The organism is Streptomyces sp. bgisy159, from assembly GCF_057707805.1.
On the sequence record NZ_JBYIQX010000002.1, the window covers coordinates 1 to 12,720 of the forward strand.

General features: G+C 75.7%; 11 protein-coding genes. 3 read left to right on the forward strand and 8 right to left on the reverse strand.

Annotated elements, in window-relative coordinates; translation table 11 throughout:
- Window positions 1-546: 546 nt before the first annotated feature.
- Window positions 547-1,197, reverse strand: a complete 651-nt coding sequence (locus AC3ET3_RS01995; RefSeq protein WP_432134851.1) for a TetR/AcrR family transcriptional regulator C-terminal domain-containing protein — start codon at window positions 1,195-1,197, stop codon at window positions 547-549.
- 72 nt (window positions 1,198-1,269) lie between these two features.
- Here AC3ET3_RS01995 and AC3ET3_RS02000 point away from each other — a divergent pair, with 72 nt between their 5' ends.
- Window positions 1,270-2,646, forward strand: coding sequence for an FAD-dependent monooxygenase (locus AC3ET3_RS02000; protein WP_435611507.1), 1,377 nt, complete (start codon window positions 1,270-1,272; stop codon window positions 2,644-2,646).
- 16 nt (window positions 2,647-2,662) lie between these two features.
- Here AC3ET3_RS02000 and leuE read toward each other — a convergent pair whose 3' ends face one another.
- Both leuE and AC3ET3_RS02010 read right to left on the reverse strand, forming a co-directional pair.
- Window positions 2,663-3,331 carry a leucine efflux protein LeuE gene (gene leuE / locus AC3ET3_RS02005; RefSeq protein ID WP_432134853.1) on the reverse strand — a complete coding sequence of 223 codons (669 nt, stop codon included), beginning with the start codon at window positions 3,329-3,331 and terminating at the stop codon, window positions 2,663-2,665.
- Between the two features lie 67 nt (window positions 3,332-3,398).
- A complete protein-coding gene (locus AC3ET3_RS02010) occupies window positions 3,399-4,979 on the reverse strand; it encodes an acyl-CoA mutase large subunit family protein (protein WP_432134854.1) in 1,581 nt (526 codons plus the stop codon).
- Window positions 4,980-5,305: 326 nt separating this feature from the next.
- On the opposite strand from AC3ET3_RS02010, the gene AC3ET3_RS02015 reads away from it, so the two are divergent.
- Complete coding sequence (locus tag AC3ET3_RS02015) at window positions 5,306-6,181, forward strand: L,D-transpeptidase family protein (protein ID WP_432134855.1); 876 nt, start codon at window positions 5,306-5,308, stop codon at window positions 6,179-6,181.
- 260 nt (window positions 6,182-6,441) lie between these two features.
- On the opposite strand, the gene AC3ET3_RS02020 is transcribed toward AC3ET3_RS02015, so the two are convergent.
- Complete coding sequence (locus AC3ET3_RS02020) at window positions 6,442-7,857, reverse strand: hypothetical protein (RefSeq protein WP_435611508.1); 1,416 nt, start codon at window positions 7,855-7,857, stop codon at window positions 6,442-6,444.
- Window positions 7,857-8,519: an RNA polymerase sigma factor gene (locus AC3ET3_RS02025; protein ID WP_432134857.1), complete on the reverse strand. Its 663-nt coding sequence runs from the start codon at window positions 8,517-8,519 to the stop codon at window positions 7,857-7,859. The genes AC3ET3_RS02020 and AC3ET3_RS02025 overlap by 1 nt, the downstream gene beginning before the upstream one ends.
- A gap of 422 nt (window positions 8,520-8,941) precedes the next feature.
- On the opposite strand from AC3ET3_RS02025, the gene AC3ET3_RS02030 reads away from it, so the two are divergent.
- Complete coding sequence (locus AC3ET3_RS02030; protein ID WP_435611509.1) at window positions 8,942-10,018, forward strand: class I SAM-dependent methyltransferase; 1,077 nt, start codon at window positions 8,942-8,944, stop codon at window positions 10,016-10,018.
- Between the two features lie 75 nt (window positions 10,019-10,093).
- Here AC3ET3_RS02030 and AC3ET3_RS02035 read toward each other — a convergent pair whose 3' ends face one another.
- The 3 genes from AC3ET3_RS02035 to AC3ET3_RS02045 form a co-directional block, all read right to left on the reverse strand.
- Window positions 10,094-10,792 (reverse strand): YoaK family protein, encoded by a 699-nt coding sequence (locus AC3ET3_RS02035; protein ID WP_432134859.1) that lies wholly within the window; start codon window positions 10,790-10,792, stop codon window positions 10,094-10,096.
- A 168-nt stretch (window positions 10,793-10,960) separates the two neighbouring features.
- Window positions 10,961-11,857, reverse strand: a complete 897-nt coding sequence (locus AC3ET3_RS02040; protein ID WP_432134860.1) for a hypothetical protein — start codon at window positions 11,855-11,857, stop codon at window positions 10,961-10,963.
- Window positions 11,858-11,959: 102 nt separating this feature from the next.
- Window positions 11,960-12,577: an RNA polymerase sigma factor gene (locus AC3ET3_RS02045; protein WP_432134861.1), complete on the reverse strand. Its 618-nt coding sequence runs from the start codon at window positions 12,575-12,577 to the stop codon at window positions 11,960-11,962.
- Window positions 12,578-12,720 lie beyond the last annotated feature (143 nt).

Genomic DNA, 12,720 nt, shown 5'->3' on the forward strand with positions numbered 1-12,720 from the left:
CGGTGGAGCGCCCCTCCAGGTGGTCAAGGACTACATCGAGAACCAGAAGCGGCCGGACTGAGCGCGGCTGTCGTCGTAGAGCATTCCGGAGCGATGCTGCGGCGCTCCGCGCCGCAGGGCCCAGGATCGGATTCCCTCCCCGCCTGAAGGCGGGGATTCCCTCCGAAGAGGAGGGCCGCCCTCCCGGTACGCCGCGGAGGCGGAGGCCCGGGCGAGGGCCGAGGCCGAGGCCAGGGCGCGGGCGGAAGCGGCGGCCGAGGCCGAGGCGGCGGCCAGGGCGGAGGCGGAGGCCGCGGCGCTCACCGCGCGCCGTCGGGCCGGCCGCTCGCGCCGGATCGCGGTGGACCTGCTGCCGCCGGTCGTCACCCGCACGATCCGCAAGGCCCGCGCCGGCCGCTGACCGCGCGCCGTGCCCGGGGCCCGGAACTCGGGGCCCGGAGGAATCGCGCCCCGGGGCCCGCAGGAGCCGCACGCCGAGGCCCGGGGCCCGCAGGAGCCGCACACCGGGCCCCCGCAGTCACAGTCGCAGCCGACCCGTAGCCGCGGTCAGCCGGGCCGGTAGCGGGCCTCGATGCCCGCGATCACCAGGTCCAGCCCTTCCGCGAAGCGCTGGTCGTACTGAGCGAAGATCTCCGCGCCCGCCGCCGCCGTCAGGGGGAAGTCGGCCAGCAGGCGGGCCCGTTCGCCGATGTCGTAGCCCTCGCGGCGCTCCCCGGGCAGCGGCTCGACGCCCTGTTCCTCGGTGACGAAGCCGAGGGTGTAGGCGAACGTGGTCGTCATGGCGCGCACCGCCTGGGTGAGGGTGAGGCCGGCGGCCGTGAAGAGGCGCAGGTCGTCCTCCATGCGCGCGGCGTGGTCGATGCCCGTGAAGCGGGAGCCGCTGAACACCTTGGCGCCGTCGCGGTAGGCGAGGAGCGCGTCCCGCAGGCCGTGGCCGGTCCTGCGCAGCCGCTCCTGCCAGGTGTCGCCGGGATCGGGTCCGGCCCCGGCGGCCATCCGGCGGTACATCTCGGTCGCCATCTCGTCGAGCAGCGCCTGTTTGTCCTTGAAGTGCCAGTACAGGGCGGGCGCCTTGACGTCGAGTTCCCTGGCGATGGCGCGCAGGGTCAGGCCGTCCAGGCCGACCTCGTTGAGCAGGTCGAGGGCGGTGGCGGCGACGCGACGGCGATCGAGGGGGGCACGGCGCTCGGTGGTCACCCTTGACAGCTTAACGGAGTTAAGGGCACGCTCGTCGACGACAGAACTTAACAACGTTAAGGGGGAGTGGGCATGCTGGACGTCCTGATCGCGGGGGCCGGGCCCACCGGTCTCACGCTCGGCGTCGACCTGGCCCGGCGCGGGGTGCGGGCGCTGGTGATCGAGGCCGGCGACGACGTCGCCGCCGGCTCGCGCGGCAAGGGCCTGCAGCCGCGCACGATGGAGGTCTTCGAGGACCTGGGCGTACTCGACGCCGTGCTGGCGGCCGGCGGCCGGTACCCGGTCAGCCTGATCTGGAAGAACGGCGAGCCGGCCGGGGAGCACGTCATGTTCGACCCGGCGGAGGAGGGCGAGAAGGACTGCCGCTTCATGGAGCCGTGGATGGTGCCGCAGGAGCGTACGGCGCGGATCCTGCTGGCCCGCCTCGGCGAACTGGGCGGCAGCGTGCGCTTCGGCGCGCGGGCCGTCGGCGTGGAGCAGGACGCCGACGGCGTCACCGTGCGCCTGGCGGACGGCGAGGCGCTGCGCGCCCGCCACGTCGTGGCCGCCGACGGCGGCCGCTCGACGGTCCGGCGCGCGCTGGGCGTCGCCATGACGGGCGGCGGAGTCGCCCCCGGGCGGGAGAAGCCGGGCACGGGGGAAGTGGACCCGGACCCGTTCCTGGTGACGGACGTGCGGATACCGGGGCTCGACCGCGGCCACTGGCACATGTTCCCGCCGCCCCGGGAGGGTTCGGGCTTCCTGGCGCTGTGTCCGCTGGCCGGCACCGAGGACTTCCAGCTGGTCGCCGGGTTCCCGGGCGGGGGAACTCCCGACCTGTCGCTCGCCGGGGTCCGCGCGGTCGTCGCCGAGCGCACCCACCTCGCCGCCGGGGACGTGACGGCGGTGAGCTGGGTGTCCGCCTTCCGGCCCCGCGCGGCCCTGGCCGACCGCTTCCGCGTCGGCCGGGTGTTCCTCGCCGGGGACGCGGCGCACGTCCACTCACCGGCCGGCGGCCAGGGCCTCAACACCAGCGTGCAGGACGCCTACAACCTGGGGTGGAAGCTGGGCGCGGTGCTGCACGGGGGAGCGCCGCCGCGGCTGCTGGACACCTACGAGGAGGAGCGCCGCCCGGTCGCCGCCGCGATGCTCGGCCTGTCCACGGCCATCCACCGCGCCGAACGGACGCGGGGCGCGGCGACCCGCCAGCTCGGCCTGCACTACCGCGAGTCCCCGCTCAGCGAGGAGACCCGCCGCGACCCCGGCCCGCTGCGCGCCGGGGACCGCTTCCCGGACGTAACGGTGGACGGCGTGCGCCTCTTCGACCGGCTGCGGGGCCCGCGGTGGACGTCGCTGACCCTGGACTCCGGCGTGTATCTGGTCCGCCCGGACGGCTATGTCGGCTGGGCGGGCGAGACCCCGGAGGGACTCGACGGGTACCGGCGGCGCTGGTCGGTCCCGGCCGCCTGAGCGGCCGGGCCGGGTCTCAGGCGCCGGCCAGCGACAGCTTCACCGCGAACCCGAGGAACAGCGCGCCCGCCGCCGAGGTGGCCCCGGCCGCCAGCCGTCCACGGCGCCGGAACGCCTCGGCCAGCCGTGTGCCGCCGAAGATCAGGAGGGACAGGTAGAGGAAGCTGGCGAGCTGGAGCAGGGCCCCCAGGACGACGAAGGACAGCGCCGGGTAGGCGTAGTCCGGGTCGACGAACTGCACGAAGAAGGAGATCAGGAAGAGGATCGCCTTGGGATTGACCAGGGAGACGGCCAGCGCCCGGCGGTAGGGCCGCTCGTCGCCGCCCTGGACGGCGGCGGGTTCCCGGCCCGTGGTCCGCACGGGTTGCCCGGTCCGCCCCCGCGCCCGCCACATCTCCCGCGCGGAGCGCAGCATCCCGTACGCCATCCACGCGAGGTAGCCGGCGCCGGCGTACTTGACCACGAGGAACAGCAGGGGGGTGGTGGTGAGCACGGACGCCGCGCCGAGCGCCGCGAGGGTCATCAGGACGGTGTCGCCGGTGAACACGCCGGCGGCGGCCGCGTACCCGGTGCGCACGCCCTTGCGGGCGGCCACGGACAGGACGTAGAGCGAGTTGGGCCCCGGGAGCAGCACGATGAGCACGAGCCCCGCCAGATAGGTGGGCAGGTCGATGACGCCGAACATGTGAAGGAGTGTCGCACGCGGGTACGACACTCCTTCCGGGTGACCGGGCCGGCACCGGCCGGACGGCTCAGAAGGCGTCCGACGGGACGTACGTCCCCCAGACCTCCCGCAGCGCGTTGCAGACCTCGCCGACGGTCGCGCGGGCACGCAGCGCGTCCTTCATCGGGTACAGCACGTTGTCCTCGCCCTCGGCGGCCTTCTTCAGCGCCGCGAGGGCGGTGTCCACGGCCTGCTGGTCGCGCTCGGCCCGCAGCCGGGCCAGGCGTTCGGCCTGCTGGGCCTCGATGGCCGGGTCGACGCGCAGCGGCTCGTAGGGCTCCTCCTCGTCGAGCTGGAAGCGGTTGACGCCCACGACCACGCGCTCGCCGCTGTCGGTCTCCTGCGCGATGCGGTAGGCGGAGCGCTCGATCTCGTTCTTCTGGAAGCCGTGCTCGATCGCGTTGACCGCGCCGCCGAGGTCCTCGACCTTCTGCATCAGCTCCAGCGCGGCGGCCTCGACGTCGTCCGTCATCCTCTCGATGACGTAGGAGCCGGCGAACGGGTCGACGGTGGCCGTCACGTCCGTCTCGTACGCCAGCACCTGCTGGGTGCGCAGGGCGAGCCGCGCGGACTTGTCCGTGGGCAGCGCGATGGCCTCGTCGAAGGAGTTGGTGTGCAGCGACTGGGTGCCGCCCAGGACCGCGCCCAGGCCCTGCACGGCGACCCGGACCAGGTTGACCTCCGGCTGCTGCGCGGTCAGCTGCACGCCCGCGGTCTGGGTGTGGAACCGCAGCATCAGGGACTTGGGGTTCTTCGCCCCGAACTCCTCCTTCATCACCCGCGCCCAGATCCGGCGGGCCGCGCGGAACTTGGCGACCTCCTCCAGGATCGTGGTGCGGGCCACGAAGAAGAACGACAGGCGGGGCGCGAAGTCGTCGACGTCCATACCGGCCGCGACGGCGGTGCGCACGTACTCGATGCCGTCGGCGAGGGTGAACGCGATCTCCTGCGCGGGGGACGCGCCGGCCTCCGCCATGTGGTAGCCGGAGATCGAGATGGTGTTCCACTTCGGGATCTCGGCCTTGCAGTACTTGAAGATGTCCGCGATCAGCCGCAGCGACGGCTTGGGCGGGAAGATGTACGTCCCGCGCGCGATGTACTCCTTCAGCACGTCGTTCTGGATCGTGCCCGTCAGCTTGTCGGCGCTGACGCCCTGCTCCTCCGCCACCAGTTGGTACAGCAGCAGCAGGAGCGCGGCCGGGGCGTTGATCGTCATCGACGTCGACACCTTGTCCAGCGGGATCCCGCCGAACAGCACCCGCATGTCGTCGACGGAGTCGATCGCCACGCCCACCTTGCCGACCTCGCCGTGCGCGATCGGCGCGTCGGAGTCGTGGCCCATCTGGGTCGGCAGGTCGAAGGCGACCGACAGGCCCATGGTGCCGTTGGCGATCAGCTGCTTGTAGCGGGCGTTGGACTCGGTCGCCGTGCCGAAACCGGCGTACTGGCGCATGGTCCACGGGCGGCCCGTGTACATCGTCGGGTAGACGCCGCGCGTGAACGGATACGACCCCGGCTCGCCCAGCTTGCGCTCAGCGTCCCAGCCGACGAGGTCGTCGGGTCCGTAGACCGGTTCGATCGGCAGCCCGGACTCGGACTCGCGTGCCATTTGTTGCCTCCGCGCTTATTGGTTACTCGCCAGTACGACCGACTCCTCGGCACGGACTGTAGCGGCGGCCGTGCGCCCGGTGGAGTGGACCAGGCTGGGAGCTTGCTCACAACGATGCCGTGTCGTTCGCAACCCGTCACGCACGGGCAGCATCTCTAGGGGAACAAGGGTCGCCGCCTCAGGCGACCGGTGGGACGGCTGGGGGCGCGATGGGCGGCGGGAGCAGAGGCAGATCCGGGCTGAGCGGCAGATCCGGGACCAGAAGCAGATCCGGGCTGAGCGGCGGATCCGGGCTCAGAAGCAGGTCCGGGACCAGAAGCGGAGCGGTGATCGCGACCGCCGGCCTGGCGGCCCTCGCCGTGCTCTGCGGCTGCACGGTCCGCACGACGGAGGCGGACGGCCCGCCGGTGCGGGTCACCCCCACCCGGCCGGGCGAGCCGAGCACCGCCACCCCGGCCACCCCGGCCGACGGCAAGCCGGGTGACGACACCCCGGCACCGTCCTCCGCCGAGCCGCCGTCCTCGCCCCCGCCGTCGTCCCCGGCACCGCCCTCCCCCACGCCCACCCCCGCCCGGGTGCTGTGGCGGCCCGGCGACCAGGGCCGCGACATCCGCGAGCTCCAGGCCCGGCTGCGCCAGGTCGCCTGGCTGTACGACGGGCCCACGGGCGTGTACGACGACCGCACCGAGGAGGCGGTACGCGGCTTCCAGGGCAAGCGCGGGCTGCCCGGGACGGGGACGACGGACACGGTCACCTGGCGGCGGCTGCTGGCCATGACGCACGAGCCGGGCCGGTGGGAGCTCTACCTCATGGGCGGCCAGGAGGCCGCCCCGCCCGACCCGCGCTGCCTGACCGGCCGGGTGCTGTGCATCGACAAGACCTCCCGCACCCTGCGCTGGATGATCGACGGCCGCACCCTGTCGACGGTGGCGGTCCGCTTCGGCGCGCAGTACACGCCGACCCGGGAGGGCGTCTTCCAGGTGTACTGGAAGTCCCGGCACCACGTGTCCACGCTGTACGACTCGCCGATGCCCTACGCCATGTTCTTCAGCGGGGGACAGGCCGTGCACTACTCGGCCGACTTCGCCGCCCGTGGCTATGCCGGCGCCTCGCACGGCTGCGTCAACGTACGGGACGAGGCGGCGATCGCGAAGCTGTTCGACCAGGTGCGCACGGGCGACAAGGTCGTCGTGTCCTGGTGAGCCGCCGGTGCGGCGCGCGAGATCCGCGGCAGGACCGGGAGTGAGCGGGAGGGAGATTGGGCGCGGGCGGGACCGGGGGAACGTGTCCCGCCCGCGCCAGGTGCACGAGCCGTAGGTACGGGGGGAACCCCGGCTCTGTGCGAGGGCCGATGACCAGTCGGCTCGCTTATTACTGCGCGCCCGGGGCCGAAAACGTCACACCTGCCGGGAAGAAATTTCCAGAACTTCCAAAACCGCAGGTCAGAGTGGTTCCGAGGGGGTCAGTGACCGTGGCGCCCGGGGTTGCCGCCCTGGGCGCCACCGTCTCCGTGGCCGCCGCCATGCCCACCGGACCCGCCTTGGCCACCGGACCCTCCGTGGCCGCCGTGAGCGCCGCCGGCGGCCCGCTCGCCGGTGCCCCCGGCACCTCGGGTGTCACCGGTTCCGCCGCTGCGGCCGTCCCGGCCGCCGGTCCGGCCGGTGCCGCCGCCTCCGGAGTGGCCCGCGCCGCCGGTACCGCCCGTACGTCCGGTGCCTCCGGTGTGGGCGCCCGGCTCGTCCCGGCCGTGGTGCCCGCCGTGGTGCCCGTCTTCGCGCTCGTCGTCACCGTCGTCGAGGACGTGCGCGCAGTACGACGGGACGCGGGCCGCGCCGCCCGCCGTGCGCTCCAGGGAGCGGCGCCGCTCGCCGTCCAGTGGACGGCCGTCGTGCAGGTCGCGGCAGGAGTCGGTGATGTCACGGGGCGGGGCGCCCCGGCGGTCGGTGCCGCGCGGGCCGGGCGTGGCGGGTGCGGCGCCCGGGTCGGCGGAGCCGCCCGTCGTGCCGGCCGCCCCGCCTTCCGACGCACCGGCCGTCGCTCCGTCCGGGGTGGCGGCGCCGGTGTCCGGGGTCGCGGAACGCGGCGGGCCGACCGGGCCGGGCGTGGCGGCGGAGACGGAGGCGGCGGGCTCGGGGCCACCGCCGTCGAACGGACCCGGCAGGATCCCGGTCCCGGCGGCGACGGCGACCCCGCCGGCCATTCCGGCGACCAGAGCGGCGGCCAGCCCGAACCGCACCGGCCGGCCCCACCGGGGCCGCGGCACGTCGAACCGGCGCCCGCGGCCGAGCCGGTACAGCCCGGCGTCGGACCCACGCGCGCCCCTCCGTGCCCCGTCCCCGGCGCGCTCCTCGGCCCGCTCCTCCGGCTCACCCGCGCCCGCGGCGCGGAACGCGGCGAGCGCGCCGGCCTCACCGGGCGACGCGGGGCCTGCGGGCGCGGACCCACCGAACCCGTCGGTGGCACCCGCCTCCACGGCCGCGTGCGCCGACGGCACCCCCGCCCGGCCGGACCGCTCCCCCGGCGCGGACGCGTCCGAGCGCGCGGCGGTGGCAGCGGCCCGCTCGTCCGGCACGGCAGCCCCGGACGCCGCCGGGGGAGCCGACGCGGACGAGACCGCGCGTGCCGCGCGGAAGGCGGCCAGTGCGGCGGCCTCACCGGGGAGTTCCGCCGCGGCCTGCGAGGTCCGCGGGGGCGGGGTGCCGAGGGCGGAGAGGGCGGCGAGAGTGCGGGCGAGGCGTTCGGCCTGGTCCCGGTCGGCGGGCCGGGCGCCGGCGTCGGGTGACTCGCCGCGCAGCAGACGCTCGGCGGTCTCCGGGTCCAGCCAGCGGGCGGGGGCCCCGGGCTCGTCCCCGGGGAAGACATCGCGCTCGTCGCCCATCACATGTCCTTCTGCGTCCGCGCCCGGGCGTGCGTCACGCCGGCGGAGCTGACCGCGCCGGCCCGCGGGCCCCGCTGCGGCGGCAGCGCGTCGAGCACCCCGGCGGTCTCCGGGTCCTCGCCGATCAGCTCGGCGAGCTTCTTCAGGCCGCGGTGCGCGGCGGTACGGACGGCGCCGGGCCGCTTGCCGAGCGTCTCGGCCGCGGTCTTGGCGTCCAGACCCACGACGACCCGCAGCACGACGGCCTCGGCCTGGTCCTGGGGCAGCCGCGAGATGAGGGAGAGGGTGCGGTTGGTGGCCAGCGCCTCGATGGCCTCCCCGGCGGTGTCCGACTCGGCGGCCCGGCCCGTCAGCTCGGTCTCGTCGCCGCCGACCGCGGGACGGCGGCCGCGCATGCGTATGTGGTCCAGGGCTCGGTTACGGGCGATCCTGGCGGCCCAGCCGCGGAAACGGTCCGCGTCGCCGCTGAAGCGTTCCAGGTCACGGGCGATCTGGAGCCAGGCCTCGGAGGTGACGTCCTCGGCGTCGATCTCGCCGACGAGGGTGCGGACGTATCCCAGCAGCCGGGGGTGCACCGCGCGGTACACGGAGCGGAACGCGTCCTCGTCCCCGTTCTGCGCCGCCAGCACGGCGGCTGTCAGCTCGGCGTCGTCCCCCAGCACCCTGGTTCCTCGATCGATGGTCGCGGTCCGCGCGACCGCGGGTCTTCGCGGTGGTCGGGCCGCCCGCAGTCACCCCCCGCGGTCCGGCGCGAAAAGGCACGTTACGGCGTGAAACCGCGACTCGTCCACGCCGGTCCGTCCTGCAACTATCTCGTGACATCGCCGACGCGCGACGGGGGTGTGACACAAAACGCACCGCCGGCGCTGTAGGGAGTACGGGCCGTACGCGGCTCGTGCCGCGCGACGGCCGGGGCCTCTCCTGTGGGGGGTGGCGGCCCCGGCCGTTGCCTCGGCCGGCCCCTCGCGAGGACCGGCCGCTCCTTCTTTCCCGCCCACGGCGATGGTCAGCGCAGGAGTGGCGGCCCACCGGGCCGCGGCTATCGTGGTCCAGGGGGCCGCGACTGCCGGTGAGCGAGGTCTCCATGAGCGGATCGGTCACTCCTGCGGGCACCGAGGGCGCCATGGGCCGCGGTTATGCGCGCCACTCCCGCGTCCAGCACCGCGCCGCCGACTACGGGATGCCCCTGCTGGGCCGGGCCCTGGACGAGGTCGTCCTGCCGGAGGAGGGCGCGCCCTTCCGGGCCGCGGACCTCGGCGTGGCCGCCGGAACCAACTCGCTGGACCCGTTACGGGCCGTGGTGGAGGGGATCCGCCGGCGTACCGGCGAGGACACCCCCGTGACGGTGGTGCACACCGACATCCCCGCCAACGACTTCAACGCCATGTTCACGACGATCATGGAAGCGCCCGGCTCCTACGCCCACCTGCCGCAGGTCTTCGCCCACGCCGAGGCGCGCTCCTTCTACGAGCCCCTCTTCCCGCCCGCCGAGCTGCACCTGGCGTGGAGCGCGATCGCCGTGCACTGGCTCTCCCGGGTACCGGAGCCCGTCCCCGGCCACATCTACTCCTCACGGGCCGCCGGCGGCACGCGCCGGGCCCTTCGGGAGCAGTCCCGCGCCGACTGGGAGGCGTTCCTCACCCACCGGGCGCGGGAGCTGCGTCCCGGCGGTCAGCTGGTCGTCCTGGGCGGGGGGCGCGCCGACGACGGGTCCGGCGGGGCCGACGGTCTGATGGACGCCGCCGACGCCGTGCTGGCCGACCTGGTGCGGCAGGGGCTGGTCACGCCGGGCGAGTACGCGCGGATGACGATCCCGACCTGGAACCGGACCAGGGAGGAGTTCCTCGCGCCCCTCGGGGCGGGTCCCCTGTCAGGGGTCCTGCGGGTCGAGGAGTGCGATCTGGTGGTGCTGCCCGACGTCCTCCTCGAACAGCTGCGGGCGAGCGGGGACGTCCACGACTTCGCCGGGCAGGTGACGGCGTTCTTCCAGGCGGCGTTCCAGTCCTCCCTGTTCAGCGCGCTGGACCCGGGCCGCGGCCCCGGCGGGGTGGACGCCCTGGCGGAGGCGTTCGCCGCCGGGATGCGGAGCCGGGTCGCCGCGGACCCGGAAGCGGTCGAGACCCACTGGCACGTCGTCCCGCTGCGCATCGCCCGTGCGTGACGCGCCGGGCGCCCGGACGACCCCTGCCGCCCCGCCGCGTCCCGCGCGCCGTGGCCCCGACGGGCCTCCGGCCCGTCACGCGCGCGGTGCCCGACGGAGTGCCGGGCGGGCCGCGTATCCGCCCATGCCGCCCAGGACGCCCGCCGCCGCGACCAGCAGGGCCGCGGTGATGCCCACCCGCAGCAGCAGGGTGCCGAGGGCCGCGCCGGTCAGCACCGCCACCAGGCCCGCGGCCCGGTAGGGCTGGAACGGGTCGCCCGCCCCACCGCCCAGAGCCGACTTCCGGATCCAGGTGACGAGGGTGCCGGTGACGAGCGTGGTGTTCAGGACCGCCCCGAGCCTCCACATGGTCGCGCTGCGCACGCCCATGGCCGCCGCGGTCGCGGCGATCACCGCGTAGTGCCGGGGCGAGGGCTCCTCCGCGGCGGGCGGCAGACCGACCGCGGCCACCGCCCCGGCCACCAGCAGGGTCGCGGCGATGGCGGCCGAGGTGAGGATCCACCGCCGCCGTCCGGCCTCCAGGGCCGCCCCCAGGCGGTTCCCGACGACGGCGCCGGCCATGAACGCGGCGAGCGCCGTGAACGACGCCAGCGGCGCCGGGCCCCCGCCCCGGGCGAGCGCGAAGCCGAGGAAGAGGATGTTGCCGGTCATGAAGGCGGTGAAGACCTGCCCGAGGCCGAGGAAGGCCACCGCGTCGACGATCCCCATGACCGCGGTGACCACGGCGAGCACCTTCGGCAGTGGATCGGGGTGAGCGGGTGCGGGTACGGACATCGGCTCGCCTTCCTGGTCCCGACGCGCCGGTGTGGAGGCCGGTCCGGGCAGCTCTCCCGGCGAGCGCCCGCGCCGCCCCGCGGAACGGGTCCGCCGCCCATTACAGCCCCGAACCACCCCGACCGGGTCACACGGCACGCCGGGGTCCGGGCCGCCGCCCCGGCTCCGCTAGGGGTTCCGGCCCTGGCCGGTGCCCGCCGTCGGCCGGCCCTGGCCGTCCTGCCGCGGTCCGTTCGTCCCCGCCTCGGCCGCGCTGCCGCCGCCCGGGGTGACGGGCACGCTGGGCGCGGACGGCTCCGTCGGCCGGCCCGCCGCGGCCGTGCCGGCCGGCGGCGTCGGTACGGCGGCCCCCGGGTCCCGGTCCTCGCCCGCCCCGGTCCCGGCCGTCTGCCGGGCGCAGAACGCGTCGACCTGGTCCGCGCCGCCCGCGGCGGCAGCCAGCCGCTCCCAGGCGGTGGCGTCCAGCGCCTTGCCCCGCGCCTCCACCAGCGCGTACGCCTGGCACTGGGCCTCGGTGTCCTGGGCGGTGTCCGGGCGGTCGGTGGCCCCGGGGTCGGCGGCGGAGCGGGAGGCGTCGGCGGAGCGGGAGGCGTCGGCGGACGGCTCGGCGGAGTGGTCCGGTGCCCCGGCCGACGGAACGGGCCGGCCGGGCCGGTCCTGCTCGGGGCCGTCGCCGGAGGATCCGGCCGTCCCGATCGCGGCGACCGCGACCCCGCCGAGGGCGAGGCCGGCCACCGCCATGGACAGCGTGACCCGGACCGGGCGGCGCCCGGACCGGCGCCGGTGGCCGCGGGGGCGCCAGTCGTCGCGGTGCCGGGTACGGGTGCGGTGCTCCCCCGCCTCGCGGGCGGCCCGGAAGGCGGCCACGGCACGCCGCTCGCCCTCGCTGCCGTCGAGCGGCCCGTCGCCGGTGTCCCGCAGCGCGACGGCGAGCAGTTCCTCCAGTCCGGCCGCGAGGCTCAGGTCGTCGGTGCCGCGGACGGGGCCGCCGGACGCGGTGGCGCCAGGGTGCGCACGCCGCCGGTGGCCGTGCGCGGCCCCGCCGTCGTCCTGCCGTTCACCCATGTCCTGTTCCGCCTCTGTCCCGTTGATACGTGTTGCCGTCCGCGCCGCCGCGCGCGGTTCCGCGAGCCGTCGGTGATCCATACGGATGTCCGCCCCGGCCGTTCATGTCGACTCACCCAGCGTCCGGGAGCCGCCATCCGTCACACCCTCGACCCCGAGCTGGCGGGCCAGCCGCTTCAGTCCGCGGTGCGCGGCGGTCCGTACGGCGCCGGGCCGTTTGCCGAGCACCCGGGCCGCCGCGGGCCCGTCGAGGCCGACCACCACCCGCAGCAGCACCGCCTCGGCCTGGTCGCGGGGCAGCCCCCGCACCAGCTCCAGGGCGCGCTCGGTGGAGAGGGTCTCCAGCGCCTGGTCGTGCGTGCTCTGCGGTCCGGGCAGCTCCAGTACGTCCTGCTCCAGGGCGGTGCCCCGGGGCCGTACCCGCAGCCGCCGCAGATGGTCCAGCGCCCGGTGCCGGGCGATGGTGGCGGTCCAGCCGCGGAAGCCCGCGCCGTCGCCCTTGAACCGGCCGAGGTCCCGGGCTATCTCCAGCCAGGCGTCGGACGCGACGTCCTCGGCGTCGTCGCCGACGATCCCGCGCAAGTAGCCGAGCAGCCCCGGCTGCACGATCCGGTACGCCACCGCGAACGCGGCCTCGTCGCCGCCCTGGGCCCGCACCACCGCCGCGCCCAGTTCCCCGTCGTACGCGTGAGCGCGCCGGGGTTCCCCTCCCTGGCCCAAGACTGTCCTCGTTCGTGCGGAGTTCGTGGCGGGTGCGCGGTCCCGGCGCCGGGTCGGCGGTCCGGCCGGGGGCACGCTCCCACGGTCATCAGCGTCGCCGCTGACGGAAACGTCACAGAGCACCGGCGACGCCGACGCGGCCC